The organism is Antarctobacter aquimaris (assembly GCF_900184945.1).
GTDB classification, from domain to species: domain Bacteria; phylum Pseudomonadota; class Alphaproteobacteria; order Rhodobacterales; family Rhodobacteraceae; genus Maliponia; species Maliponia aquimaris.
Genome location: NZ_FXYF01000016.1, coordinates 33,433 through 59,974, shown reverse-complemented (window position 1 = coordinate 59,974; position 26,542 = coordinate 33,433). Strand labels below are relative to the sequence as shown.

Annotated in this window: 27 protein-coding genes; 22 read left to right on the top strand and 5 right to left on the bottom strand. The window is 68.2% G+C overall.

Annotated elements, in window-relative coordinates; genetic code table 11:
• Window positions 1-103 precede the first annotated feature (103 nt).
• From MAA8898_RS21405 to MAA8898_RS21380, 6 genes are all read left to right on the top strand, one after another.
• Window positions 104-1,879 carry an SLC13 family permease gene (locus tag MAA8898_RS21405; RefSeq protein ID WP_094023075.1) on the top strand — a complete coding sequence of 592 codons (1,776 nt, stop codon included), beginning with the start codon at window positions 104-106 and terminating at the stop codon, window positions 1,877-1,879.
• Between the two features lie 68 nt (window positions 1,880-1,947).
• Window positions 1,948-2,598, top strand: coding sequence for a ceramidase domain-containing protein (locus MAA8898_RS21400; protein WP_094023074.1), 651 nt, complete (start codon window positions 1,948-1,950; stop codon window positions 2,596-2,598).
• A 33-nt stretch (window positions 2,599-2,631) separates the two neighbouring features.
• Window positions 2,632-2,919 (top strand): Asp-tRNA(Asn)/Glu-tRNA(Gln) amidotransferase subunit GatC, encoded by a 288-nt coding sequence (gatC, locus tag MAA8898_RS21395; RefSeq protein WP_094023073.1) that lies wholly within the window; start codon window positions 2,632-2,634, stop codon window positions 2,917-2,919.
• The gene (gene gatA / locus MAA8898_RS21390) at window positions 2,919-4,406 is read left to right on the top strand and encodes an Asp-tRNA(Asn)/Glu-tRNA(Gln) amidotransferase subunit GatA (RefSeq protein ID WP_094023072.1); all 1,488 of its coding nucleotides are present in this window, start codon (window positions 2,919-2,921) and stop codon (window positions 4,404-4,406) included. The genes gatC and gatA overlap by 1 nt, the downstream gene beginning before the upstream one ends.
• 31 nt (window positions 4,407-4,437) lie before the next feature.
• Window positions 4,438-5,142: a hypothetical protein gene (locus MAA8898_RS21385; protein ID WP_094023071.1), complete on the top strand. Its 705-nt coding sequence runs from the start codon at window positions 4,438-4,440 to the stop codon at window positions 5,140-5,142.
• A gap of 70 nt (window positions 5,143-5,212) precedes the next feature.
• Entirely contained in the window at window positions 5,213-5,836 is a 624-nt protein-coding gene (locus tag MAA8898_RS21380; RefSeq protein WP_094023113.1) for an N-acetylmuramoyl-L-alanine amidase, read from the top strand.
• 136 nt (window positions 5,837-5,972) lie between these two features.
• On the opposite strand, the gene MAA8898_RS21375 is transcribed toward MAA8898_RS21380, so the two are convergent.
• Together MAA8898_RS21375 and MAA8898_RS21370 are read right to left on the bottom strand one after the other, a co-directional pair.
• Window positions 5,973-7,373 carry a helix-turn-helix domain-containing protein gene (locus MAA8898_RS21375; RefSeq protein ID WP_094023070.1) on the bottom strand — a complete coding sequence of 467 codons (1,401 nt, stop codon included), beginning with the start codon at window positions 7,371-7,373 and terminating at the stop codon, window positions 5,973-5,975.
• Between the two features lie 99 nt (window positions 7,374-7,472).
• Entirely contained in the window at window positions 7,473-8,699 is a 1,227-nt protein-coding gene (locus tag MAA8898_RS21370; RefSeq protein WP_094023069.1) for a multidrug effflux MFS transporter, read from the bottom strand.
• 175 nt (window positions 8,700-8,874) lie between these two features.
• Between MAA8898_RS21370 and MAA8898_RS21365 the strand changes: the two genes are divergently transcribed.
• The 9 genes from MAA8898_RS21365 (at window position 8,875) to MAA8898_RS21330 (ending at window position 16,216) form a co-directional block, all read left to right on the top strand.
• On the top strand, window positions 8,875-10,407 hold the full coding sequence (locus MAA8898_RS21365) for an acyl-CoA carboxylase subunit beta (protein ID WP_094023068.1): 1,533 nt from the start codon (window positions 8,875-8,877) through the stop codon (window positions 10,405-10,407).
• Between the two features lie 7 nt (window positions 10,408-10,414).
• A complete protein-coding gene (locus MAA8898_RS21360) occupies window positions 10,415-10,792 on the top strand; it encodes a hypothetical protein (protein WP_094023067.1) in 378 nt (125 codons plus the stop codon).
• Window positions 10,789-11,286 (top strand): DUF6497 family protein, encoded by a 498-nt coding sequence (locus MAA8898_RS27115; protein WP_281252910.1) that lies wholly within the window; start codon window positions 10,789-10,791, stop codon window positions 11,284-11,286. The genes MAA8898_RS21360 and MAA8898_RS27115 overlap by 4 nt, the downstream gene beginning before the upstream one ends.
• A 214-nt stretch (window positions 11,287-11,500) precedes the next feature.
• Entirely contained in the window at window positions 11,501-11,641 is a 141-nt protein-coding gene (locus tag MAA8898_RS26425; protein WP_176445268.1) for a hypothetical protein, read from the top strand.
• Window positions 11,642-11,773: 132 nt separating this feature from the next.
• Window positions 11,774-12,136 carry a hypothetical protein gene (locus tag MAA8898_RS21350; protein ID WP_094023065.1) on the top strand — a complete coding sequence of 121 codons (363 nt, stop codon included), beginning with the start codon at window positions 11,774-11,776 and terminating at the stop codon, window positions 12,134-12,136.
• Window positions 12,137-12,842: 706 nt separating this feature from the next.
• On the top strand, window positions 12,843-13,055 hold the full coding sequence (locus MAA8898_RS21345) for a hypothetical protein (RefSeq protein ID WP_176445267.1): 213 nt from the start codon (window positions 12,843-12,845) through the stop codon (window positions 13,053-13,055).
• A gap of 135 nt (window positions 13,056-13,190) precedes the next feature.
• A complete protein-coding gene (locus tag MAA8898_RS21340) occupies window positions 13,191-15,191 on the top strand; it encodes an acetyl-CoA carboxylase biotin carboxylase subunit (protein WP_094023064.1) in 2,001 nt (666 codons plus the stop codon).
• Entirely contained in the window at window positions 15,191-15,610 is a 420-nt protein-coding gene (locus MAA8898_RS21335; RefSeq protein ID WP_094023063.1) for a hypothetical protein, read from the top strand. The genes MAA8898_RS21340 and MAA8898_RS21335 overlap by 1 nt, the downstream gene beginning before the upstream one ends.
• 81 nt (window positions 15,611-15,691) lie before the next feature.
• Window positions 15,692-16,216, top strand: a complete 525-nt coding sequence (locus tag MAA8898_RS21330; protein WP_094023062.1) for a hypothetical protein — start codon at window positions 15,692-15,694, stop codon at window positions 16,214-16,216.
• Between the two features lie 106 nt (window positions 16,217-16,322).
• Here MAA8898_RS21330 and MAA8898_RS21325 read toward each other — a convergent pair whose 3' ends face one another.
• Window positions 16,323-16,778, bottom strand: coding sequence for a DUF4174 domain-containing protein (locus MAA8898_RS21325; protein ID WP_094023061.1), 456 nt, complete (start codon window positions 16,776-16,778; stop codon window positions 16,323-16,325).
• 169 nt (window positions 16,779-16,947) lie between these two features.
• On the opposite strand from MAA8898_RS21325, the gene MAA8898_RS21320 reads away from it, so the two are divergent.
• From MAA8898_RS21320 to MAA8898_RS21290, 7 genes are all read left to right on the top strand, one after another.
• Window positions 16,948-17,883: a hypothetical protein gene (locus MAA8898_RS21320; protein ID WP_094023060.1), complete on the top strand. Its 936-nt coding sequence runs from the start codon at window positions 16,948-16,950 to the stop codon at window positions 17,881-17,883.
• A complete protein-coding gene (gene scpA, locus MAA8898_RS21315) occupies window positions 17,852-19,990 on the top strand; it encodes a methylmalonyl-CoA mutase (RefSeq protein WP_094023059.1) in 2,139 nt (712 codons plus the stop codon). The genes MAA8898_RS21320 and scpA overlap by 32 nt, the downstream gene beginning before the upstream one ends.
• A 244-nt stretch (window positions 19,991-20,234) precedes the next feature.
• Complete coding sequence (locus MAA8898_RS21310; RefSeq protein ID WP_094023058.1) at window positions 20,235-20,849, top strand: VOC family protein; 615 nt, start codon at window positions 20,235-20,237, stop codon at window positions 20,847-20,849.
• Entirely contained in the window at window positions 20,846-21,337 is a 492-nt protein-coding gene (locus MAA8898_RS21305) for a GNAT family N-acetyltransferase (RefSeq protein ID WP_094023057.1), read from the top strand. The genes MAA8898_RS21310 and MAA8898_RS21305 overlap by 4 nt, the downstream gene beginning before the upstream one ends.
• Window positions 21,338-21,380: 43 nt before the next feature.
• Window positions 21,381-22,064 (top strand): molecular chaperone DjiA, encoded by a 684-nt coding sequence (locus MAA8898_RS21300; protein ID WP_094023056.1) that lies wholly within the window; start codon window positions 21,381-21,383, stop codon window positions 22,062-22,064.
• A 6-nt stretch (window positions 22,065-22,070) separates the two neighbouring features.
• Window positions 22,071-23,081 (top strand): endonuclease/exonuclease/phosphatase family protein, encoded by a 1,011-nt coding sequence (locus MAA8898_RS21295; RefSeq protein ID WP_094023055.1) that lies wholly within the window; start codon window positions 22,071-22,073, stop codon window positions 23,079-23,081.
• A gap of 39 nt (window positions 23,082-23,120) precedes the next feature.
• Window positions 23,121-23,510: a hypothetical protein gene (locus MAA8898_RS21290; RefSeq protein WP_094023054.1), complete on the top strand. Its 390-nt coding sequence runs from the start codon at window positions 23,121-23,123 to the stop codon at window positions 23,508-23,510.
• A gap of 21 nt (window positions 23,511-23,531) precedes the next feature.
• Here the strand turns inward: MAA8898_RS21290 and MAA8898_RS21285 are convergent, their stop codons facing one another.
• Both MAA8898_RS21285 and MAA8898_RS21280 read right to left on the bottom strand, forming a co-directional pair.
• Window positions 23,532-25,076, bottom strand: coding sequence for a Ppx/GppA family phosphatase (locus MAA8898_RS21285; protein ID WP_094023053.1), 1,545 nt, complete (start codon window positions 25,074-25,076; stop codon window positions 23,532-23,534).
• A gap of 115 nt (window positions 25,077-25,191) precedes the next feature.
• Complete coding sequence (locus MAA8898_RS21280) at window positions 25,192-26,490, bottom strand: flagellin (RefSeq protein WP_094023052.1); 1,299 nt, start codon at window positions 26,488-26,490, stop codon at window positions 25,192-25,194.
• Between the last annotated feature and the right edge of the window lie 52 nt (window positions 26,491-26,542).

Below are 26,542 nucleotides of genomic sequence, written 5' to 3'. Positions count from 1 at the left end.
AGCATCCTCGCCGGGCGGGTCCAGTGCCGCCGATGCCGCCGATGCCGCCCACGGCGCCGCGCGCAAGGATTGCGCCGCCGGCCCGGCCTGCTAGGGTGAACGGATGGTTGACCCGCAGACGCTTGTCTTTGCCCTGTTTTTCACGGTTTTCGCGCTCCTGGTCTGGGGCCGGCTGCGCTATGACTTCGTCGCCTTCGGCGCGCTGGTCATCGCCGCCGCCCTGGGGCTGGTGCCGGGGGGCGAGATGTTCTCGGGGTTCGGGCATTCGGCGGTCGCGATCATCGCGCTGGTGCTGATCGTCAGCCGGGGTCTCTCGGCCTCCGGCGCGGTCGAACTGATCGCCGCGCGCCTGATCCGCGCGGACCGGCCGCTGCCGCTGCACATCGCGGCGATTGCCGGCGTGGCGGCGGTGCTGTCGGCGGCGATCAACAACGTGGCGGCGCTGGCGCTGCTGATGCCGCTCGACATCGAGGCCGCGAACAAGGCGGGGCGCCCGACCGGGCAGAGCCTGATGCCGCTGTCCTTTGCCACCATCCTCGGCGGCATGCTCACGCTGATCGGCACGCCGCCCAACATCGTGATCTCGGAATTCCGCGCCGACGCGCTGGGTGCGCCCTTCGGCATGTTCGACTTCACGCCGGTCGGGCTGGCGGTGGCTGTCGCGGGGATCCTCTTCGTGGCGCTGATCGGCTGGCGCCTGCTGCCGAGCCGCGAGGGGCCGAAGGACCTGCGCGGCGACATGGCGCGCGGGCGCTACGTCGCCGAGCTGCGGGTCGGCGCGCAGGACCCGGACAAGCCGGTGGCGGTGCACGACCTCTACCCGCAGGCCGGCGAGGCCGATGTCAACATCGTCGGCCTGATCCGGGGCGGTCGCCGGCGACCGGGCCTGGCCGGGCGGGAAACCCTGACCGAGGGCGATTTCCTGGTGGTCGAGGGCGAGCCCAAGGCCATCGAGGCGTTCATGGGCAAGACCGTGCTGGAATTCGCGGGCTCCGAGCGGCACGAGGGCGGCGTCACCAGCAAGGGCCTGACCCTGGCCGAGGCCATCGTGCCGGACGGCGCGCGGATCCAGGGCCGCTCGGCCTACGGGCTGCGCCTGTTGGCGCGGCACTCGGTGACGCTGCTGGGCGTGGCGCGCGAAGGGCGGCGCTTTCGCGACCGCGTGCGCCTGCTCGACATCCGCGCGGGCGACGTGCTGCTGCTGCTGGGCACGCCCGAACGGGTCGCGGCGGCGATGGACTGGCTGGGCGTGCTGCCGATCGAGGGCCGCCGCACCGAGGTGGTGCAGCGCCACAAGGCCGGCGCGGCGATCGGCGTCTTCGGCTTTGCGGTGCTGCTGGCGGTGCTGGGCGTCATGCCGCTGGGCGTGGCGCTGGCCGGTGCGGTGGTGGGCTTTGTAGCACTTGGGCTGGTGAACGGGCGCGAGGTCTACGACTCGGTCGAATGGAAGGTCATCGTGCTGCTGGCCAGCCTGATCCCGCTGGCCGAAGCCTTTGAACGGACCGGCGGCGCCGACCTGCTGGCGCGGCAGATCGTGTCTCTGACCTCGGGCTACCCGGCCTGGGCCACGCTGGTGGTGCTGATGGTCGTGACGATGACCCTGTCGGATTTTCTCAACAACGTGGCGACCACGCTGATCGCCGCACCCGTCGCGCTGTCGGTTGCGGCGGCGACCTCCGGCAACCCGGACACCTACCTTATGGCGGTGGCGGTTGCCGCCTCCTGCGCCTTCCTCACGCCGATCGGGCACAAGAACAACACCATCATCCTGGGCCCCGGCGGTTACCGCTTTGGCGATTTCTGGCGCCTCGGCCTGCCGCTCGAGGTGCTGGTGATCGTCGTGGCGGTGCCGATGCTGCTGATCGTCTGGCCGCTGTAGGCGCCGGGGCCTTGGCCCGCCCGCGCGCGGGCGTATATCGCGCCTGAAGGCATCGGAAAGGGCGGGGCATGGACTGGACACGGGCCGTCGACGGCTATTGCGAGCGAATGGTGCCGGAGTTCTGGGCCGAGCCGGTCAATGCCGTGACCAACCTCGCCTTTGTACTGGCGGCGGCGTTCATGTGGCGGCGGACCTTCGGCTTGGGCCGGGTGCTGTGCGGCATCCTCGGGCTGATCGGGGTCGGCTCCTTCCTGTTCCACACCTTCGCACAGGCCTGGGCAGGGGTGGTGGACGTGCTGCCGATCCTGGTCTACGTGCTGGTCTACATCTACGCCGCGAACCGCGATTTCTGGCGGCTGGGGCGCTGGGCTGCGCTGGGGCTGACGGCGCTGTTCGTTCCCTACGCCGCAGCCACGGTGCCACTGTTCTCGATGATCCCGGGGCTGGGCGGGACCGCCGCCTATGCCCCGGTGCCGACACTGATCGCCATCTACGCCGTCTTGCTGCGCCACCGCGCACCCGACACCGCGCGCGGGCTGATGATCGGCGTGGCGATCCTACTGCTGTCCATGGCGGCGCGGACGCTGGACGAACCTTCCTGCGCCATACTGCCGTTCGGTACGCATTTCCTCTGGCACCTGCTCAACGCGATGATGCTGGGCTGGATGATCCACGTCTGGACGCGGCATGTGCTTGCGGCGCGCGGGGCAGGGCGGTAAAGCCTGCCCGGACATCCAAGACGAGAGGCCCCCATGTCGATTGACATCGAGACCGCGGCGCGCGTGGCGCACCTGGCGCGCATCAAGGTGGAAAAGGACGATCTGCCCGCGCTGGCGCAGTCCTTCAACGATATCCTCGGCTTCATCGAGCAGCTGAACGAGGTCGACGTCGAGGGGGTCGAACCCATGGTTTCGGTCACGCCGATGCGGCTGAAGCGGCGCCGCGACGGGGTGACCGACGGCAACATGCAGGCCAAGGTCCTGTCGAACGCGCCCGATGCGCGCGAGGGGTTCTTTGCGGTTCCGAAGGTGGTCGAGTGATGAGCGAGCTGACGAAACTGAAGATTGCCGAGGCGCGTGACGCGCTGCGCAAGGGCGACGTGACCAGCCTGGAGTTGACCGAGGCCTGCCTGTCGGCCATCGACGCGGCCGACGCGCTGAACGCCTTTGTCCACAAGACACCCGAGATCGCGCGCGCGCAGGCCACGGCGGCGGATGCGCGGATCAAGGCGGGCGAGGCGCCCGCGCTCTGCGGCATCCCGCTGGGCATCAAGGACCTGTTCTGCACCAAGGGCGTGCCTTCGCAGGCGGCGTCCAACATCCTCAAGGGCTTCAAGCCCGAGTACGAATCCACCGTGACCAGCCAGCTGTTCGACGCGGGCGCCGTCATGCTGGGCAAGCTGAACATGGACGAATTCGCCATGGGCTCGTCGAACGAGACCTCGTGCTATGGCAACGTGGTCAACCCCTGGCGGCGCGGCAACGACGACACCGCGCTGACGCCGGGCGGCTCCTCCGGCGGCTCGGCCTCGGCCGTGGCGGCGGACCTCTGCCTCGGTGCCACCGGCACCGACACCGGCGGCTCGATCCGCCAGCCCGCCGCCTTTGTCGGCATTACGGGCATCAAGCCGACCTACGGACGCTGCTCGCGCTGGGGCATTGTCGCCTTTGCCTCCTCGCTGGACCAGGCCGGCCCGATGACCAAGGACGTGCGCGACAGCGCAATCATGTTGCAGGCCATGTGCGGCCATGACCCCAAGGATTCGACCTCCGCCGACCTCGCCGTGCCGGATTTCGAGGCCATGCTGACCGGCGACATCAAGGGCAAGGTGATCGGCATCCCGCGTGAATACCGCATGGACGGCATGCCCGAAGAGATCGACGCGCTCTGGGCCGAAGGCCGCCGGATGCTGCAGGATGCAGGCGCGAAGATCGTCGACATCAGCCTGCCGCACACGAAATACGCGCTGCCCGCCTACTACGTGATCGCGCCGGCCGAGGCCTCGTCGAACCTGGCGCGCTATGACGGCGTGCGTTACGGCCACCGGGCCAAGCTGGCGCAGGGCGACGGCATCGTCGAGATGTACGAAAAGACCCGCGCCGAAGGCTTTGGCTCGGAGGTCAAGCGCCGCGTCATGGTGGGGACCTACGTGCTGTCGGCTGGCTTCTACGATGCCTATTACAACCGCGCGCGCATGGTGCGGACGCTGATCAAGAAGGACTTCGAGGACGTGTTCGCGCAGGGCGTGGACGCGATCCTGACCCCGGCGACGCCCTCTGCCGCCTTTGGCCTGGGCGAGATGACCGAGGCCGATCCGGTGCAGATGTACCTCAACGACGTGTTCACCGTGACGGTCAACCTGGCCGGCCTTCCGGGCATCGCCGTGCCCGCCGGGCTGGACAAGCAGGGGCTGCCGCTGGGGCTGCAACTGATCGGCCGTCCGTGGGAAGAAGGCGATCTGCTGAATTGCGCCTATGCGCTGGAACGCGCCGCAGGATTTGTGGCCAAGCCCGCGAAATGGTGGTAAGGCCCCTGCGAACGAACAGGCAGGACGGAAAATGCGACTTTCCTTTGCGGTTGTGGCGGCGGCACTTGCCGTTTCGGCATGTGCGCCTTCGGTTCCCGACAGCGCGGCCAATGTGCCCGACCCGGGGACCGGGGTGGGCTTTGGCAGCTACAGCGACTACGCGGCGCGCCGCGAGGCCCAGCTGAACGGCCAGTCGGGGTCGATCCCGGTGGCGCCCGACGTGGCAGCCGCGGCGCTCGATTCGGCCGAGGCGCGGGCCGCCTCGGCGGCGATCGCGGCCAACTCCGGTGTCGCCCCGGTCGAGGCGCGGCCGGGCAACCCGCCGCCGCCGGTCGTGGCGAACGCACGCGGAATCTCGGGCGAGAACGATTTTACCGCCGTCTCCGCCACCCGCGACATCGCCGCCGATGCCGCCATGATCGAACGCAACCGCGCGCAGTACACGCTGGTCGCCCCCGAGGCGCTGCCCGCGCGTGAGGATGGCGGACCGAACATCGTCGAATACGCGCTGCGCACCACCAACCCGGTGGGCACCGCGCTGTACAAGCGGTCCGTGCTGAACACCCAGTCGCGGCATCAGCGGGCCTGCGCGGGCTACGCCTCGCCCGATCTCGCGCAGGAGGATTTCCTGGCCTCCGGCGGACCCGAGAAGGACCGCAAGGGCCTGGATCCGGACGGTGACGGCTTTGCCTGCGGTTGGAACCCGGCCCCCTTCCGCGCGGTGCGCGGCGGCTGAGGTGACCTCCGGGGCGCTCTGGCATCCCTCGCCCAATTTCGGTGCGCGGCGCGGCGATGTGCTGCCCGACATGATCATGCTGCATTACACCGCCATGGCCTCGGCCGAGGCGGCGCGCGACTGGCTTTGCAACCCCGACAGCGAGGTGTCCTGCCACTACGTGATCGCCGAGGACGGGCGGCTGTGGCAGCTGGTCGACGAGGCTCAGCGCGCCTGGCACGCCGGGGCGGGCTGCTGGGGCGGGGTGCGCGACGTCAATTCGCGCTCCATCGGGATCGAGCTGGCCAACACCGGCTTTCAGCCTTTCCCGGAGCCGCAGATGGCGGTGCTGGAGGACCTGCTGGCCGGGATCCGCGCGCGCTGGGACATCCCGCCAGAGCGGGTGGTGGCGCATTCCGACACGGCGCTGGGCCGCAAGACCGATCCGGGCGGGCGGTTCGACTGGCGGCGGCTGGCGCGGCGTGGGCTGGCGGTCTGGCCGGAGGGGGGGGCGGGGATGCTGGACGCGGAGCGGTTTCGCGCGGATTGTCGGCGGTTCGGCTATGACGTGGCGCCGGAGCGGGACGGTCTGGTTCTGAACGCGGTGCGGCTGCGGTTTCGGCCCTGGGTGGAGGGGCCTCTGGACGCCACGGATTGTGCGATCATGGCGGATATGGCGGTGCGCTACCCCTGCCGCGTGTCTGCGGGGGCGTGATCCAGAGGAGCGCTTCCGCGCGCTGGATGTCGCCTGTGGGGGCGTGACGCCTTTTTTGTGGGCAGGTGCATGTGGATGGCGGAGTGTCAGCTTCGAGTTTCACCAGAACGAAGGTCGGTGGTTGGTCCCGGGGCGCCTATTCCAGCTGGTAGGGCAGGACGTCGCGGCGGTTGGGCGTGGTGGTCAGGCGCTTTTCCAGCGGCGGGACCGAGCGTTGGTGGCAGTTGGTGCGTTCGCAGATGCGGCAGCTGATGCCGATCGGCTCAAACGCCGAGGCGCGGGTGAAGTCGAGGTCGTCGGCGTAGACCAGGGCCGCGGCGTGGCGTACCTCGCAGCCGATGGCGATGGCGTAGCGCCGCACCGGGGCGCCGAAATGGCCGCCGGTCTTGGACACGTCGCGGGCGAGGCTGATGTAGCGCACGCCGTCCGGGGTTTCGGCCAGCTGGCGCAGGAAGCGGCCGGGCGTTTCGAACGCGCGGTGCACGTTCCACAGCGGGCAGGCGCCGCCGAAGCGGGCGAATTGCAGCCGCGTGGCGGAGTGGCGTTTGGTGATCGTGCCGGCCTGGTCGACCCGGACGAAGAAGAACGGCACGCCCTTGGCGCCCGGGCGTTGCAGGGTCGAAAGCCGGTGCGCCACCTGTTCGATCGAGGCGCCGAAGCGCGCGGCCAGCAGTTCAAGGTCGTGCCGCGTGTCCTGCGCCGCCGCCAGGATCGCCTTGTAGGGCATCATGGCGGCCCCGGCGAAGTAGTTGGCAAGGCCCAGCTTGGCGATGGCGCGGGCCTCTTCGGTCTGGAACCGGGCGAGGTCCAGCGTGGCGTCCAGCAGCTGGTTCTGCCGCAAGAGCGCCACCTGCACCAGCAACTGGAAGGTCTGCGTTTCCAACGGCAGCAGCGAGGACAGCACCAGCTCGTGCCGCGTTTCGTCGTAGGAACGCATCGGCGCCGCCTGCGAAAAACGCACGGTGATGCCGCGTGCCTGGAGCCGGTCGATGGCGGCCTTGCGGATGGTGCCTTCGCCCTCTTCGAGCCGGGCAAAGTGTTCGGCGGCGCGGTCCACCGCGTCGATGTAGTTGTCGCAGTAATGGAAGAAATCGCGCACCTCCTCCCAGGGGCTGGGTTGCAGCTGCGCGCCCTCGCGGCCCAGCGCCTCGTCCAGTGACGCCAGGCGTTCGTGCGTCTGCCGGTAGGCGCGGTGCAAGGCGAGGAAGGCGCGCGCCAGAACCGGGGCGTTGGAGGCGGTCAGCCGCAGGTCGGCCAGCTGTGGCGAGTTCTCGCCGAACACCGGGTCGGCCAGCGCCTCGCGCATGTCGGTGACCAGGCGTTCGGCATCGCCCTGGCCCAGCTCGGTCACGTCGAACCCGAACTCCTGCGCCAGCGCCAGCACCACCGTCGTGCTGACGGGGCGGTTGTTGTTCTCCATCTGGTTCAGGTAGGGCAGGGAGATGCCCAGCTTGGACGCAAAATCCTTTTGCGTCAGGTTCAACCGGGTGCGGATGTCGCGCAGCTTGGCGCCGGCGTAGAGTTTCTGCGTGGCCATGGCCCTTGGGTCCGTTCCTGCGGGGGGCGCGACGCGGGGCGGGGCATAAGCCCGCCGTTTGCATCTTTGCCCGGTTGTCCCGCAAAGATGCAAACTTCCTCAGGCCGCGTCCAGCCCCCTGAGGTAGCGGGCGCGGCGGATCACCACGACGGTGGCCAGGACCGAGGCGACGCCGCAGCCGAACATGATCCACAACAGCGGCCAGGCCCCGGCTTCCGCTGTCAGCAGCACCCCGGCCAGCTGCGACAGCGCCGCGCCGCCGCCCAGCATGATCGCCCCGGCCAGGCCCGAGGCGGTGCCGGCCAGCCTGGGCCGGACCGACATCGCGCCGGCGGTGGCGTTGGGCAGGGTCAGCCCGTTGCCGAGGCCCACGAAGGTCATGAACCCGAAAAAGCTCCAGGCGCTGCCGAGGCCCAGCGCGAAGACGATCAGCGACAGCGCCATGCCGGTGCTGACAAGCAGCCCGCCCGCCAGCATCATGGTGTTGATGCCGTAGCGTGCCGAAAACCGTCCCGAGATGAAATTGCCCAGCCCGTAGCCCACCGCCGGCGCGCCGAAGAGGAAACCCAGCACCGTGGCCGAGAGGCCGAACACCTCGATCCCGACAAAGGACGCGCCGCCGACGTAGGAGAAGAACGCGCCGGAGGAGAAGGCCGCCGCCAATGCGTAGCCCCAGAAGCGCGGGCTGCGGAACAGCTGCGGGTATTCGCGGAACTGCTGGCCCAGCGTCAGGCCGCTGCGCACCGAGGTTTCGCCCAGGTCGCGGTGGCACAGCCAGTAGAGCGCGACCCCGAGCACCAGCATGACCCAGAAGTTGGAGTGCCAGCCAAAGCTTTCGGCCAGCCAGCCGCCCGCCACCGGCGCCAGCATCGGCACCAGCGACATGCCCATGGTGACATAGCCGATCATCGAGGCGGCCTCGGCCGGGGGGTAGAGGTCGCGCACCACGGCGCGGCTGAGCACCATGGCCACCACGATGCTGGCCTGAATCATCCGGAACACCAGGAAGGTCACGATGTCCGTCGCCAGCAGGCAGCCAATCGTGGCGAGGATGAAGATCGCCGTGCCGCCCAGGATCACCGGGCGGCGGCCGAACTTGTCCGAGATCGGTCCGACGATCAGTTGCAGCACCGCGTTCATCGCCAGAAAGCCGGTAATCGAGGCCTGCATGATGGCGTAATCGGTGCCGAACCAGTCCGCCATCAGTTGCAGGCTGGGCACAAAGATGTTCATCACCAGCGCGGACATGCCGGCCAGCAGAACCAGTGTGACAATATGTGGCGGGGTCGCGCGGTCCAGAAACCGCACCTGAGGATGCGAACTCATGGCTTAGCGGTAGGACGGTCGGCGGGGATTGTCCATGCGTTGCTGACACATCGCCGAATTTTGCAGTTACGCATTATTCTCAAGGCAGACTATTCTGCATTTGCAAATTTGCGAGGAAGTCCTTGAGATGCCGCGTTTCCCCTGTATTTTCCGGGCAAACCGAAAGGGGCCGCAGATGAAAGACATTCTCCAGGAATTGCATGACCGCCGCGAGAACGCCCGGCTGGGCGGGGGGCAGACGCGGGTCGATGGCCAGCATGCCAAGGGCAAGCTGACCGCGCGCGAACGCATCGAGCTGCTCTTGGACGAGGGCAGCTTTGAGGAATACGACACCTTCGTCGCGCACCGCTGCAACGACTTCGGCATGGACCGCAACCGCCCCTACGGCGATGGCGTGGTGACCGGCTGGGGCACCATCAACGGCCGCATGGTCTATGTCTTCAGCCAGGACTTCACCGTGCTGGGCGGATCCGTCTCGGCCACCCATGCGGCCAAGATCTGCAAGATCATGGACATGGCGGTGCAGAACGGCGCGCCGGTGATCGGGCTGAACGACTCGGGTGGCGCGCGCATCCAGGAGGGCGTGGATTCGCTGGCCGGCTATGGCGAGGTGTTCCAGCGCAACATCGAGGCCTCGGGCGTCGTGCCGCAGATCTCGGTCATCATGGGGCCCTGCGCCGGCGGCGCGGTCTATTCGCCCGCCATGACCGACTTCATCTTCATGGTGAAGGATTCCTCGTACATGTTCGTCACCGGCCCGGACGTGGTCAAGACCGTGACCAACGAACACGTCAGCGCCGAGGAACTGGGCGGCGCCTCGACCCACACCCGCAAATCCTCGGTCGCCGATGGCGCCTTTGAAAACGACGTCGAGGCGCTGGCCGAGGTGCGGCGGCTGGTCGATTTCCTGCCGCTCCACAACCGCGAAAAGCCGCCCGTGCGGCCGTTCTTCGACGATGTCGACCGGATCGAGACCAGCCTCGACACGCTGATCCCGGAAAACCCCAACATGCCCTACGACATGAAGGAGCTGATCCTGAAGGTCGCGGACGAGGGCGATTTCTACGAGATCCAGCAGGATTTCGCGGGCAACATCATCACCGGCTTCATCCGGCTCGAAGGGCAGACCGTGGGCGTGGTGGCGAACCAGCCGATGGTGCTGGCCGGCGTGCTGGACATCGACAGCAGCCGCAAGGCGGCGCGCTTTGTCCGTTTCTGCGACTGCTTCGAGATCCCGATCCTGACCTTCGTGGACGTGCCGGGCTTCCTGCCCGGCACCTCGCAGGAATACAACGGCGTGATCAAGCACGGCGCCAAGCTGCTGTTCGCCTACGGCGAGGCGACGGTGCCCAAGGTCACCGTGATCACCCGCAAGGCCTATGGCGGCGCCTATGTCGTGATGGCGTCCAAGCACCTGCGCGCGGACGTCAACTATGCCTGGCCGACCTCGCAGATCGCGGTGATGGGCGCCAAGGGCGCGGCCGAGATCGTCCACCGCGCCGACCTGGGCGACCCGGACAAGATCGCGGCGCATGCGGCCGAGTACGAGGACCGCTTTGCCAATCCCTTCATCGCGGCCGAACGCGGTTTCGTCGACGAGGTGATCCAGCCGCGCTCGACCCGGCGGCGGGTGGCGCGGGCCTTTGCCATGTTGCGCAACAAGTCGCGCAAGATGCCGTGGAAGAAGCACGACAACATTCCGCTGTGAGGACGTGATGACCGCTTGGGACACCGACAGGGCGCCGCGGCGCCTGCGCGGCGGGTGGTACGAGGCGCGCAGCGATGCGGGTTACGTGCTGGCGCGGCACTGGCCGCCGCGGCTGGACATCGTGGCAACCGGCGAGTTTCCGCCGGTCCGCCGCGGCCGGCTGGCCCGGCAGATACGGCAGGACCTCTGGCGCGCGCTTCGGGGCTTGCGCGGGTTTTCCCCGGTGGTAGTAGTTGACGCTGCGGAATGTGGTCTCACCGTCCGCGCCGGAGGGCGGCTTGCCGCGCCGGCGCCTGCCGGTGTCGAGGGCCGCATCAAGGACCTGCTGGACAGTCCGGGCCATCGTGCCCGCTGGCTGACCTGGGCAGGGGAGGGCGTCCGATGACGGCGCCGCACAGGTTTATCGCCCCGGGCGCGCTCGGGGATCAGGCAGCCCTGACGGGAGGAACCGTTACGGCCAACACCCGGCGGTGTCGGGGCTGCCTAAAAATTCTCTCTTTTGTTTCCGTTGCTTGCTCGGCGTTTGCAGTGCCGGGTCCGGCGCTGGCCCAGGCGCCGGAGGAATCGGTGACGCTGCCCTCGGGCATCGAGGCGCTGGCCTGGGACAGCATCGACGAGGCGCCGCTCTATCGCGTGCGCTACCTGGCCCCGGCTTTGGCCGACGGCGGCGTCAGCCATGGCGCCCTGACCGAAGACCTGACCTGGCTCTGCGCCGAGGATGCCTTGCCGCGGTTGCGCGCCGACGGGATCGACCCGGCGCGCATCGTCGTCAGCCTGATGGCAGAGCCGGTCGAATTCGGCGTCATGACGCCCGGCGTTGTGCAGGTCTTTGAAAGCTACAGGATCGAAGATCAACGCTGCATCTGGGAGGCATTCTGATGTTTCCACAATATCTTGCGGCCCGGCGTTCATGCCCTCTGTGGAATGCGTCTTATGTGCCACAGGCCGAATCGTTGGCGGCAAGGGCATATCTTTTTCCACAGGGCTCGGTTAGGTTTGTCGACGATTGCACCCAAGCAATCGAAACCTCGAAACGGGGACAGGCAGGGCGCGCGCGCGCTGTGTGTTTCGTTGAACCAGACAGGAGTAGAAGATGTCCAAGAGCATCAAGCTGCTTGCAATGTTCGCACTCATCGCGGGTGTTTCCGCATGTGCGCAGCAGGAAGAAGAGTATATCGTGGTCGATCCCGAGCCCATCTCGGTCGAGCCGGTCTACACGGGCAAGTACAAGTAAGAACCTATCGGGGCGGACCTGCGCGTCCGTCCCGCTTCCCCGCCGATGTGAGGCAGCTCCGCGCGGGATGCGTTGCGACCTTGCCGTTTCCCGGCTTTCGGGGCGCGGTTTCCATGTGTCTGGGTGCGGCACATGTTGAAGCATCGCGGCTTTCCCGGCCGGCTGACCGGCACCGATTTCCAGTTCACCATCCGGCGGGCCAATCCGAAGGGCGTCACACCGCTGACGCGCAAGGAGCGCTTTCGCGACCGCCGTCCGGCGGACCGGCGCGCCGATCTCGCCTTCATGGCGGCCCTCTGGCAGCATTTCGGCGACGAACCCTTTGAGCGCGGCAACCTGGATGCCGGACGCCTGTCCTGGCTGTTTGGCCGCGAGGTTCTGCCCTACGACGATCCCTTTGACCCGGAGAGCTACGAGGCCCTCCTGATCATCGACGAAAACGCCGCGCGCGTTTCCTTTCCCGAGGCCTTTGAGCCGCTGGAGGACGGGGAGTGAGCATGCGCGCCTTCTTGCCAGTTCGCGGCCAGATTGCGCGGCCTGTCGCCGATGCGGAGAAAGCGTCGATTGCGGGCTTTGCAGGGGACGCGGAGTCTGCAAGCGTGGCGCGGGGTCGCGGCCCGGGTCCCCTTTCGTCCCATCGTCCCCGCGTCACCCAACCCCGAAGGGGGCGGGCATGTCTGTCCCCGGCCTGTCCGCCCCGATTTCGTGTCGTCCGTCGAAATATCGCGATCCGGCAAGGGTTTGCCGAAATCCTTCCGCGGCGTCACCTGACCCGAATCAAGGGCTGGATTTCCACCGGGCTTTGGTGTTCCCTCCTCGGCGAGCAGCCGAACCAAGATGAGGAGAACCTCGCGTGCCACGCCACGGGACACACCGCATCCACCTGGCCTTCGGGCTTGTTGCAGCCGCACTTCTGGCGGGCTGTGGGGACAACCTTGACGGGAAGCCTTCGTCTGGGTCGCGGCCTGCCGTCGCTCTTGACCGCAACATCGTCACCGGCCCGTCGACCGACATCGGCCTGTGCAGCCGCTACCCGGCGCGCTGCTGAAGCCGCCACTCGGCAGAAAGCTGCCGGTCTTGCGCCGGTTCCTGCCGTTGTCCGCGCGCTCCTGCGGAACCGTCTTCCGGTTGGCGCGTTGCTGCGTCACAGTCCGTCCATTCAGACCCGGAACACCCTGACATGGGAAGAGGAGACAGTTACATGCGCATCTTCACGATCTCGCTCGCGCTTGTCGCGACGCTTGGCCTTGCCGCCTGCGAAGGCACCGACATCGAACGCGGCGTCATCGGCGCCGGCATCGGCGCGGCCAGCGCCGCGGCCACCGGCCGCAACGTGGCGGCCGGCGCGGCCATCGGCGGCGCCGCGGGCGTCGTCTGCGACGACGTCACGCCGGACCTTTGCCGCAACAACTGAGACCAAGACCGATAGCGGCGCGCGCCTGACCGGCGCCGCCCCCACACCGATTGGACGCCGTCCGGAGCCCCCGCTCCGGGCGGCGTTTGCATGTGCAGACGCAGCCCCCGAGAGGGCCAAGAAGAAGGGACAGACATGTTCGACAAGATCCTGATCGCGAACCGGGGCGAAATCGCCTGCCGGGTCATCAAGACGGCGCGCAAGATGGGCATCCAGACGGTGGCCGTCTATTCCGACGCCGACAAGAACGCGCTGCACGTCGAAATGGCCGACGAGGCGGTGCACATCGGCCCGCCGCAGGCCAACCAGTCCTACATCGTGATCGACAAGATCATCGGCGCCATCAAGCAATCCGGCGCGCAGGCGGTGCACCCGGGCTATGGCTTCCTGTCGGAGAACCCGAAGTTCGCCGATGCGCTGGACAAGGCCGGCGTCGCCTTCATCGGCCCGCCCAAGGGCGCGATCGAGGCAATGGGTGACAAGATCACCTCCAAGAAGCTCGCCCAGGAGGCCGGCGTCAGCACGGTGCCCGGCTACATGGGCCTGATCGAGGATGCCGACGAAGCGGTGAAGATCTCGAACGAGATCGGCTACCCGGTGATGATCAAGGCCTCCGCCGGCGGCGGCGGCAAGGGGATGCGCATCGCCTGGAACGACGCCGAGGCGCGCGAGGGTTTCCAGTCGTCCAAGAACGAGGCGGCCAGCTCCTTTGGCGACGACCGCATCTTCATCGAGAAGTTCGTCACGCAGCCGCGCCACATCGAGATCCAGGTGCTGTGCGACACGCATGGCAACGGCGTCTACCTGCACGAACGCGAATGCTCGATCCAGCGCCGCAACCAGAAGGTCGTCGAAGAGGCGCCTTCGCCCTTCCTCGATCCCGCCACGCGCAAGGCGATGGGCGAACAGGCCGTGGCCCTGGCCAAGGCGGTCGGCTACGCCAGCGCGGGTACGGTGGAATTCATCGTCGACGGGCAGAAGAACTTCTACTTTCTCGAGATGAACACCCGCCTTCAGGTGGAACATCCGGTGACCGAGCTGATCACCGGCATCGACCTGGTCGAGCAGATGATCCGCGTGGCGAGTGGCGAGCCGCTGCCCTTTACCCAGGACGATCTCAAGATCAACGGCTGGGCGATCGAGAATCGGCTCTATGCCGAGGACCCCTACCGCGGCTTCCTGCCCTCCATCGGCCGGCTGACCCGCTACCGCCCGCCGGCCGAAGGCCCGCTGGGCGAGGGCGTTGTGCGCAACGACACCGGCGTCTTCGAGGGCGGCGAGATCAGCATGTACTACGACCCGATGATCGCCAAGCTCTGCACCTGGGCGCCGACCCGCGGGCAGGCGATCGAGACAATGCGCAACGCGCTGGACAGCTTCGAGGTCGAGGGCATCGGCCACAACCTGCCCTTCGTCGCCGCCGTGATGGACCACCCCAAGTTCATTTCGGGCGACATCACCACCGCCTTCATCGCCGAGGAATACCCGGAGGGTTTCGATGGCGTGACGCTGGGTGAGCCCGAGCTGATGCGCGTCGCGGCGGCGGCGGCGGCGATGAACCGCGTGGCCGAGATCCGCCGCACCCGCGTCACCGGACGGCTGGGCAACCACGAACGCCGCGTCGGCGTGGACTGGATGGTCAGCCTGCAGGGCGAGCAGTTCGCGGTCTCCATCGAGGCTGACCACGATGGGTCGACCGTGCGCTTTGCCGGCGGTGAGACGCTGCGCGTCGAGGGCGACTGGACGCCCGGCGACAGCCTGGCGCGGATGACCGTGGACGGCCGCCCGCTGGTGCTGAAGGTCGACAAGATCACCCAGGGTTTCCGCCTGCGCACCCGTGGCGCCGACATGAAGGTGCACATCCGCTCGCCCCGACAGGCGCAGCTGGCCGCCCTCATGCCGGAAAAACTGCCGCCCGACACCTCCCGGCTGCTGCTCTGCCCGATGCCCGGCCTGATCGTGAAGATCCACGTCGAGGCCGGGCAGGAAGTGCAGGACGGGCAGGCGCTCTGCACCGTCGAGGCGATGAAGATGGAGAACATCCTGCGCGCCGAACGTAAGGGCGTGGTGGCCAAGATCAACGCAGGCCCCGGCGAGAGCCTGGCCGTTGACGACGTGATCATGGAATTCGAGTGATGCTGCGCCGCGCCCTCCGCATCTGGCTCATGCACAGCCTGGCGTTCCTTGCCGGGCTGGTGGTGTCGGGGGTGGCGGCGGTCGGACTCTGGTTTCTTGTGCCCACCACGAGCGGAAACGCGGTGCTGATGGGCATCGCGCTGGCGGTCTCCATCGTCTCGGTGGGGATCGGCTATGCGATCTACCTCGCGCTGGTCTCGGCGCTGCTGGACCTGGTGCCGGGATGGGGGTTCTACCTCGGCGGTCCGCTCCTGGTGCTGGGGGTGATGGCGGTGGTCTTCTTCGCGGTCTATTCGGGCCTCGTCGCGGCCGGATCGGGCAGCCTGCTGGGCTATGGGCTGCTCTATCTCGGCGGTGGTGCGGCGCTGCACCTTGTCGGAGCCGGCGGTGCGCGGGTCGAGCCGGAGGACGGGCCATGACCCGCCGCGCGACAAGACTTCGTCAACGGCTTTGCCCTAGGGTGACGGTCCTCAGGCGACCGTTGGACAGGGCAGGACGTGATGATCTCCCGAACGATCCGGACCTTCGCGGCGCTCGTGGCGCTGCTGGGCGCGCTGGCGGGCTGCGGTCCGCTGGACCGCGAGGAGACGGTGCGCGCGCAGGTCAGGACCTGGGTGTTCCTGGCACAGACGCGCAGCTTTACCTCCCGGTCGACCTGCACGGCGGCGATCTTCGACACGGTGTCCGGCGAATTGCGGACGACGGGGCCGGTGCGCCGGGTGACCGACCTGCGCGCGGGACAGCGCGCGCTGGCGGCGGGGCAGGCCGTTGCCTTCGAGGTGACGGGCATGACTCCCAACAGCGTGTCCGAGGCGCTGATGTCGATCAACCTGTCGGGCGGACTGGGGCTGGTGTCCAGCTTTACCGGCCCGGCGCGGTCCTGCATGAGCGAGGCCTTTCAGCACGACATCTACCTGGCGCTGATGTCGGAGGACACGGTGCTGATCTACGATCCCGGCAGCAACGCGCTGTTGCTGCTGCACCGGCCTTCGCAAATCGCGTTTTTTTTGCGCGGCAACGTCTGAACCGGGCGGGCCAAGCCGCTTTGAAGCGGCTTGAAAGCGGTTTTCAAACCGCTTTCGAAAGGCGTTTGCAAACGCCTTTTCCCGCGCCCGTGATGACGGCTGCGCCTCAGGGCTTCTGCGTCAACAGCTTCAGCTCCTGCTGGCGCAGCGGCAGCTTGTCGATGGAGCGGCTGATCTCGCGCACCGACCAGGGGCTGGGCTTGCGCGCGACGATCGTGCCATCCTTGGCGATCAGCACCAGGGAAAAGCCGCGCGGCCGCAGCTTTTGCCGCACCGGGCTTTTTGCGGCGGGGTCGGTGTCGGTGATCACCACCACGTCGCGTTCGTCCAGCGCATCCAGCCGCTCGCCCAGCAGGGTCATCTGTTCGATGAACCGCGGGTCGATCGGGCTGTCCGCGAAGACGACCACCGGCCGCTTGATCCACAGCCAGGCCTCCAGCGGGGTGTCCCCGGCCGGCATCACGATTTCGAGGGGCGGGTCGCCTTCGGCCCCTTGCGCGGCAAGCGCGCCGGCCAGAACGGCCATCAGGGCGGAAGCGATCAGGCGTCGGGTCATCTTCATGCTGTCAGATATAAGGCGGGCCTGCCCCCCTGCACAGCCATCCCGCCGCATTCACGGGAAAAATTTTATCATTAACGGCATTCAAAGAGACCGCAGGGCAGGGTGCGCGGCACCTAGACGGCCCGGCGCCTTTCGCATCCGGGCCCTGTGCCACGGGGGCCGCGACCAGATGGATGTCATCCTGCATGCCGGTGCGCATCGCACCGGAACCACCAGTTTTCAGTCCTACCTGCGGGCCAACCGGACGAGGCTGCAGGGGCAGGGGATCGGCTTCTGGGGGCCCTGGCGCACCCGCACCGGCCTTCTTGACAGCGTCGCGGCCCGGCCGGAGTCGGCCGAGGCAGCGCAGCGCGCGGCCGGGCGGGTGGCGCTGAACCTCGAAGGGTCGCGCCGGCAGGGCGTGTCCGCCCTTGTTGTCACGGACGAGAACATGATCGGCGCCCTGCGGCGCGGCCTGCGCGCCCGTGCGCTGTATCCCGGCATCGGCGAACGCATGGCGCGGCTGCACGGCGCCTTTGGCGGCCCGACGCGCATTGTCCTTCAGATCCGTGCGCTGGACGACTGGTGGACCTCGGCCCTCACCTGGGCGGTCCCGCGCGGCGAGGGGCTGCCCAGGCCCGACACGCTGGAGGCGATCAGCCGCGGCACGCGCGGCTGGCGCGACGTGATCACCGACCTCGCCTGTGCCTGCCCCGGCACGCAAATCCTGGTGACCGAGTTCGACACATTCGCCGCGCGGCCGGACCGGCTGCTGGCGGCGATGACCGGCCGCCGCAGCCTGCCGCCGGCGCTTCCCGGCGCCTTTCACGACAACCGCCGCCCCGGTCGGGACGCGCTGTGCGAGGTGCTGACCGCGCGCGGCACACCCGCCGATCGCCTGTCCGCCGTCCCGCCCGGCGGCGCATGGGCATTGTTCGACGACCGGCAGGCCGCCCGCCTGCGCGAAACCTATGCCGACGATCTGTTCTGGCTGCGCGCCGGGGCGGATGGCCTGGCCACACTAACAGAGGATCCGGCGCCCGCGCGACCAAGGTTGAACCTGGCCGCGGCCGCCAAACTGAGAGGAACCGACGATGACCGACCTGCCCGAAAGCTGGCGCCGTGACGCCGAAAAGGAACTCCGCGGCCGCGCCGCCGAGACGCTGACCTGGAAGACGCTCGAGGGGATCGAGGTCAAGCCGCTCTACACCGAGGCCGACACCGCAGACCTGCCGCACATGGGCAGCCTGCCGGGGCAGGAGCCGTTCACCCGCGGCGTCAAGGCGACGATGTACGCCGGCCGGCCCTGGACCATCCGGCAATACGCCGGCTTTTCCACCGCCGAGGAGAGCAACAATTTCTACCGCAAGGCGCTGGCCGCCGGGCAACAGGGCGTCTCGGTCGCCTTCGACCTGGCCACCCACCGCGGCTATGACAGCGACCACCCCCGCGTGGTGGGCGACGTGGGCAAGGCCGGCGTGGCGATCGACTCCGTCGAGGACATGAAGATCCTGTTCGAGGGCATCCCGCTGGATCAGGTCTCGGTCTCGATGACGATGAACGGCGCGGTGATCCCGGTGCTGGCGAATTTCATCGTGACGGGCGAAGAGCAGGGCCACGACAGGGCGGTGCTGTCGGGGACCATCCAGAACGACATCCTCAAGGAGTTCATGGTCCGCAACACCTACATCTACCCGCCCGCGCCCTCGATGCGGATCATCTCGGACATCATCGCCTATACCTCGGACCACATGCCGAAGTTCAATTCGATCTCGATCTCCGGCTACCACATGCAGGAGGCGGGCGCGAACCTGGTGCAGGAACTGGCCTTTACCCTCGCCGACGGCAAGGAATACGTGAAGACGGCGATGGACGCCGGCATGGACATCGACAGGTTCGCAGGACGGCTGTCGTTCTTCTTTGCCATCGGCAAGAACTTCTTCATGGAGGTGGCCAAGCTGCGCGCGGCGCGGATGCTGTGGCACCGCATCATGACCGATCTCGGGGCGAAGGACCCGCGCTCCAAGATGCTGCGCACCCACTGCCAGACTTCGGGCGTCAGCCTGGCCGAGCAGGACCCCTACAACAACGTCATCCGCACGGCGTATGAGGCGATGTCGGCGGTGCTGGGCGGCACCCAGTCGCTGCACACCAACGCGCTGGACGAGGCGATCGCCCTGCCGACCGAGTTCAGCGCCCGCATCGCCCGCAACACCCAGCTGATCCTTCAGGAAGAGACCGGGGTGACCAAGGTCGTCGACCCGCTGGCCGGCTCCTACTACGTCGAAAAGCTGACCCATGACCTGGCCGAGGCCGCCTGGAAGCTGATCGAGGAAGTGGACGAGATGGGCGGCATGACCAAGGCGGTCGAAAGCGGCATGCCCAAGCTGCGCATCGAGGAGACGGCGGCGCAGCGCCAGGCCGCCATCGACCGTGGCACCGACGTGATCGTCGGCGTGAACAAGTACAAGCTGGCCAAGGAAGACGCGCTCGACATCCTGGACATCGACAACCAGGCGGTGCGGCTGGCCCAGGTGGCGCGGCTGGAAAAGATCCGCGCGACACGCGACGAAGCGGCCTGCAAGGCGGCGCTTGACGAACTCACGCGCCGGGCGAAGGACGGCGGAAACCTCTTGGATGCGGCGGTCGAAGCGGCCCGCGCGCGCGCTTCGGTCGGGGAGATCAGCATGGCGATGGAAAAGGTGTTCGGGCGTCACAGGGCCGAGGTCAAGACGCTGGCCGGGGTCTACGGTGCGGCCTACGAGGGCGACGAGGGCTTTGCGAAGATCCAGAAATCGGTCGAGGATTTCGCCGAGGCCGAAGGGCGGCGGCCGCGCATGCTGGTGGTCAAGATGGGCCAGGACGGCCACGACCGCGGCGCCAAGGTGATCGCCACCGCCTTTGCCGACATCGGTTTCGACGTCGACGTGGGCCCGCTGTTCCAGACGCCGGAAGAGGCGGCGCAGGACGCCATCGACAACGACGTGCACGTGGTCGGCATCTCCAGCCAGGCGGCCGGGCACAAGACGCTGGCGCCGCAGCTGGTGCAGGAGCTGAAAAAGCAGGGCGCGGGCGATATCATCGTGATCTGCGGCGGGGTGATCCCGCACCAGGACTACGAGTTTCTGTACAGCGCGGGGGTGAAGGCGATCTTTGGCCCCGGCACCAACATCCCCGAGGCGGCGCAGGACATCCTGCGGCTGATCCGCGACGCCCGCGCCGACGCGGCCTGAGCGGTTTCGGAGCGCCCTTGGAGCGTTTCTGCGAAACGCGCCTCAGGCGCTCCGACCGCCGCGCGCCCGTGCCGGGCGCGCGGGAAGGGCTGCGCCCCTTTTTTTGAGTATTTTCAGAGAGAAGAAGCCTGGGGTTTGGTCTGGTTCCACGGTGGGACTTGCCATCTGTGCGGCTGCAACGGGCTCTGTTCAACAGCCTGGGGCGCAGATATCGTCGCGTTGATTGTACCGGGATGAGGCTGCGATGCTGGAACTTGATCATATTGCCGTGCTGGGCGAGACGCTGGATGCGGCGGCGGCCTGCGCGACCGCCCAGCTGGGGCTGCCGCTGCGGCCGGGCGGGCGGCATGTCCGCTACGGCACGCACAACCGCCTGCTGGGGCTGGCGGACGGGCTGTACCTGGAGGCGATCGCAATCGACCCGGAGGCGCCTGAGCCGCCCGGTCCGCGCTGGTTTGGTCTCGATGCCTTTGCCGGGCCGGCCCGGCTGGACAAATGGATCTGCCGGGTGCCCGACATCGACGCCGCCATCGCGGCGCTGCCCGGGGCAGGGCGGCGGGTGGACCTGACGCGCGGCGATCTCAGCTGGTCGATGGCGGTGCCGGAGGATGGTCTGTTGTCCTTTGACGGGCTGTTTCCGGCCCTGATCCAGTGGCACAGCCCGGTGCCGCCGGGGCAGACCCTGCCGCCCTCGCGCCTGCGGCTGACCCGGCTGGAGGTGACGCACCCGCGCGCCGGGGCGCTGGCCGAGCTGCTGGCGCCACATCTGGCGGATGACCGGCTGCGCTTTGTCGAGGCCGCGGTGCCGCGCCTGAGCGCCAGCCTCGCCGGGCCGGACGGAGAGGTCAGCCTGGCATGAGCCAAGGCCTCTCCGTGCGGCCGGCAGAGCCGCGCGACGCGGCCCGGATCTGCGCGATCTGGAACGCGGTGATCGAGACCACCGCCGTCACCTTCACCACCGAGCTCAAGACCGAAGCTGGCATCACCGCCGACATCGTCGCGCGCGGCGCTGCCTTCCTCGTGGCCGAGACGGGCGGCGCGGTGATCGGCTTTGCCACCTGTTTCCCCTTCCGCAGCGGGCCGGGCTATCGCCACACGCTGGAGCATACGATCCAGCTGGCCCCGGACGCGCGCGGCAAGGGCGCGGGGCGGGCGCTGATGGCGGCGCTGGAACAGGTCGCCCGCGAGCGGGGCGCGCACAGCCTCTGGGCCGCCGTCTCGGGCGAGAATCCCGGCGGGCGCGCGTTTCATGCCCGGCTGGGGTACGTCGAAGTCGCCCGCCTGCCCGAGGTTGGCCACAAGTTCGGCCGCTGGATGGACCTTGTGCTTATGCAGAAATTTCTCTGATCCGCCCCTGACAGTGCCGCTGTGAGCGCGTAAACTCGCCGCCATGTCGATCTGGACCCGCATAACCGAGGCGCTGCAGGCGCTGACCTCCGGCGAAGGCCTGGCAGCCGTCTTTGACCGGCTGCGCACCCCGCCCGAGCGCAGCATCGGCTTTACCATTGCCGTCATCGCGCTGTCGGCCAAGATGGCCAAGGCCGACGGGCTGGTGACCCGCGACGAGGTGACCGCCTTTCGCGAGGTGTTCCAGATCGCGCGCGAGGACGAGGCCGGCGCGGCGCGGGTGTTCAACCTGGCGCGGCAGGACGTGGCCGGCTTCGAGGACTACGCGCAGCGCATCGCGCGCATGTTCGGCACGGAGTCCGGCACGCTTTGCGATCTCATGGAGGGGCTGTTTCACATCGCCATGGCGGATGGCACCTATCACCCGGCCGAGGATGCCTTTCTGGCGCAGGTGGCCGAGATCTTTGGCCTGGACGAACGGCGGTTCCGCGCGCTGCGGGCGCGGTTCGTGCCCGATGCCGCGCCCGATCCCTATTCCGTGCTGGGCGTCACCCCGGACATGACGCTTGAGCAGATCCGCGCGCAGTGGCGGCTGTTGGTGCGCGACAGCCACCCCGACGTGATGATCGCCCGCGGCGTGCCGGCCGAGGCGGTCAAGATCGCCGAGCGCCGCCTGATCGACATCAACCGCGCCTGGAAAGAGATTTCCGCGCGCGAAGACGCCTGAACCCCGGTGCGCTTCGCGACCTACAACGTCGCCTGGTTCGACTCGCTCTTTGATCACAAGGGCAACCTGATGCTGGACCGCAAGCTGGGCGGGCGGCACGGCGTCACCCGCGGCGACCAGCTGGAGGCTCTGGCGCATGTGTTTCGCCGGATCGACGCCGACGCCATCATGGTGATCGAGGCACCCGACACCAACCGGCGCCGCTCGACCACGCGCGCGCTGACGCGCTTTGCCGAGGCGGCGGACCTGCGCGCGCGCGAGGTGGTGACCGGCTTTATCAACGACACGCAGCAGGAAATCGCGCTGCTCTACGATCCCGACCAGCTTCAGGCGCGGCACGACCCGCGCGACGATCCCGACGCGCCGCGCTTTGACACCGCGCTGGAGATCGACCTGGACGTCGATGCCCGCGCCGATGTCGTGACCTTTTCCAAGCCGCCGCTGGAACTGGCGGTCGAAACAGCCTCGGGGCGGCGCTTGCGGATCATCGGCGCGCACCTGAAGTCCAAGGCCCCGCACGGCGCGCAGGGCGAAAAGGCGATCATGAAGCTGGCCATCGCCAACCGACGCAAGCAGATGGCCCAGGCGGTCTGGCTGCGGCGGCGCGTGGCGGCCCACCTGGCAGAGGGCGATGACCTGATGCTGATGGGCGACCTGAACGACGGTCCCGGCCTCGACATCTACGAAGGGCTGTTCGGGCGCAGTTCGGTCGAGATCCTGATGACCAATGGCGACGACGCGGCGCTGCACCTCTACGACCCGCATGCCACCGAGGCGCTGCAACGGCTGATGGGCTCGCTGCCGACCACGGCGCGGTTCTTTCTCCGCGACGAAGGGCGCTACCTGCCGGCGCTGCTGGATTACATCATGATTTCCGTGCGGTTGCGCGATTGCGCCCCGCGCTGGCGGATCTGGCACCCGTTCGACGATGCCGAGTGCTGGCAGGACGAAGGTCTGCGCAACGCGCTGCTCGACGCGTCCGATCATTTCCCGGTGACGCTCGACCTCGATCTGTGACCCCTTATCAGGGGCGGGCAGGGCGCTTATATTCGGGGCATGAAACACCTCGCCGCCCCGCTATTCGCCCTGTCGCTGATCGCCGCGCCGCTTGCGGCGCAGGACGATGACGACGGTCTGAACCTCATGGAAGAAGGCGCAAGGCTGTTCCTGCGCGGGCTGATGACCGAGATGGAGCCGGCGCTGAGGGAACTGGACGAAGCCGCGCGCGAGATGGAGCCGCTGTTGCGCGACTTCGCGCTGGAAATGGGTCCGGCCCTGAGCGACCTGCTGGGCCAGGTCGAGGACTGGACGCTGTATCACCCGCCCGAGATGCTTGAGAACGGCGACATCATCCTGCGCCGCCGCGTGCCGCTGGAGCCCGAGATGCCGGAACCGGACCCCGAGGCAGACGCCCTGCCGGACACGGACGAAAAGATCGACCTCTGAGCGTCGGCCCGGCCGCCGGGGTCAGCCGATCTCGACCTGGTAGCTGGAGGCCTCCAGCGACTCGGCGAGCGACTTGAACCGCGCCTCTGTCACCTCGCCGTAGATCGGTGCCGATTGCGGATCGAGCCGCAGTTTCAGGCTGCGGCTGTCCTTGTCCCAGACCAGGCGCGGCCCCTGGTCGCCCGGTTCCAGCGTCCACAGCATCGCGCCAAAGCGCAGCGCCTTGCCCAGCACCTCGGCCTCGCGCTTGTGGGCGTCGTCGAGCAGGGCAAACAGGTCTTCGAAACGGGTGCCTTCGCGCTTGTTGCGGTAGCGGTGCAGCAGGGCAAGGCCCAGGAACACCCGTTCCCAGTGCTTCAGCCCGCCCAGGTTGGCGCGGGTGGCGTTGTCGAAACAGACCTCGGCGCGGTAATCGGGGTGGGCGCGCCAGCTGACGTCGTGCAGCAGGCAGGCGGCGTGGATCAGGCGGCGACGGGTGGGGCCGGCGTCTGGGAACAGCGGCAGCACGAAGTCGTAGAGGATCGCGCCAAAGCCGGGCATCCGCGCATCCTTGACCTCGGCAAAGCGGCAGGCCTCGATCAGCGGATCGCGGTCGCGCAGCTCCTGCGGCATCTGTTCGTACAGCAGCCCCTCGCGGATGCCATAGCTGGAAATGGCGATGTCGCTGGGCTCGAAGGTCTGCACCACCTGGGTCAGCACCTCGCCGGCCAGCGGCACCAGCGCCATGCGCGCGCCCGACACGCCACAGGCACGGCGCAGCGCGTCGTGGTCCTTGCCTTCTAGGTAGGCCAGCGTCTCGCGCACGGCCTCGGTGTCCATGCGGTATTCGTGCAGCACCTGGAGCGGGTAGCCGCGCCGGTGCATGTCGATCCGTGCCAGCGCCCGCCAGCTGCCGCCGACCAGGAACAGCCGGTCGCGCTGCGGGCCCATGTGATCGGCCAGACGCTCCATCTCCTGACGGATCAGCCTTTCGCGGGTCTTGCGGCCGCCGTCGAGGTCGCGCAGCTTGAACGGCCCCAGCGGCGAGGTGATGCGGCGGCCGACCTCGCCGTCGTGGATCTCGGCCAGTTCCATCGAGGAACCGCCGATGTCGCAGACCAGGCCGTAGCTGCCCGGCCAGCCCAGCAGCACGCCCTGCGCCGACAGACGCGCCTCTTCAGAGCCGTCGATCACCCAGACCTTGAGCCCGGTGGCCAGCTCCAGCACCTGCCGGAACTCGGGCCCGTCGGAGGCGTCGCGCATCGCGGCGGTGGCCACCACGGTCAGGTCGGGCAGGTCCATGCCCTCGGCCAGGCGGCGAAAGCGCAGCATGGCGCGCAGCGCGCGTTCGCGGCCCTCGGGGTTCAGCCGTCCGGTTTCGGACATGCCTTCGCCCAGGCCGCACATCACCTTTTCGTTGTAGAAATAGGCCGGGCTGCGGGCTGCGCCGTCGAACACCACCAGCCGGACCGAGTTGGAACCGATGTCCACCACCCCGACCCGGGACAGCGCCCGCGCCTTCGGATCGTCGAAAAGGGGCCGGCCGAACGGATCCCAGTGGCCGTGTCTGTCTTCTTGCCCGTCCATGCGATTCCCGATCCGTTCTGTCCGGGTTATGACGTGCATGGGCAAGCCGGGTCAACAAGGACGCGCCAGTCCCGGGGCGGAAGCTCCGCCTGAGCCCGGGGCTGGCGCGCTGTTTTCAGCGGAACAGCGACAGCAGGACGCTGGGCGACTGGTTGGCGATCGACAGCGCCTGCATGGCCAGCTGCTGCTGGACCTGCTGCGCCTGCAACTTGGCCGAGACCTCCTCGAGGTCCGCGTCCACCAGCGAGCCGATGCCGGATTTCAGCGCGTCGGTCAGGCCGCTGACGAACTCCTTCTGGGTGTCCAGGCGCATGCCGGCCGAACCGAAGGATGCCGCCGAATCGATGGCGGTCTGGATCAGGCCTTCCATCTCGTTCAGGGCGCTGTCGACCCCGGCCTGGCTGGTGACGTCGATGTTGCCCAGCTCGGCCAGCCCGCCGCCGATGGTGGTGGCGGCGTTGGCGGCGTATTGCTGCACCGCGACCGAGAAGTTGGCGCCGGTCTGGTCGACCCCGGTAAAGGTGATCTGGTTGCCGCTGGCGGTGGCATTGACGGTGCCCTCGTTGCCGGCGCCCAGGTCTTCGGTCATGTACTTGTTGAAGGCGGCGGCCAGGCCCGCCGTCACATCGGCCATGGTGTCGCCGTCGCGGGCGACATACTTGATGTCGTTGCGGCTGGCGGTGTTGGACGGCGCGGCGCCCGCGGTGGCGCTGATGTCGATGGAAAACCCGGTGCCCGCGGCCACGGCGGTCGTGGCGCTGGCGCCGAAGGTGGTGGTGCCGGTGGGGGCCGAGGCGGCGCCGGTCAGTGCGGCGGCGGTGCCGTCACCAAAGCCGGTGATGTTGTTGGCGCCCGCGGCCAGCGCGGTCAGCGCGGTGCCGATGCTGGACTGGCCCTGGCCGAGGTCCTGCTTGGCGATGCGGATGTCGCTGGAGGTCACGCCGGATTGCGACCGGTCGATCGAGGCCAGCACGTTGATCCCGCCGGACCCCGCCGTCTGCGAGGTGTTGCTCAGCAGGCCCTGGCCGTTGAACTGCGCCGCGCTGACAATGGATCCGATCTGCTCGCGCAGCGCGACGATGTCGGCCTGGATCTTTGCGCGGTCGACGTTTTCCTCCTGCGCGGCGACCACCTTGCCCTTGATCTGGGTCAGCAGGTCGGTGACCGTCTCGGCGCCTTCGCGCGCCACGGCCAGCGTCGCCTGGCCCAGGTTGAGGCTGTCGGAGACCCGCTTGAAGCCCTGCACGTCGGCTTCCATGGTCTTGGAGATCGCCCAGACGGCGGCGTTGTCCTGCGAATTGGAGACCCGCTTGCCGGTGGCGATCTGTTTCTGGGTGTCCGCCATCGAGGCGTTGATGGCCTTCAGGGTTTGCAGGGCGGCGGTGGCCCCTGGATTGGAATTGATACTCGACATGAGCGTCGCCTTTCGTTCGTAGGGTGCTTTTCGCACCGGGAATGCCGGACGG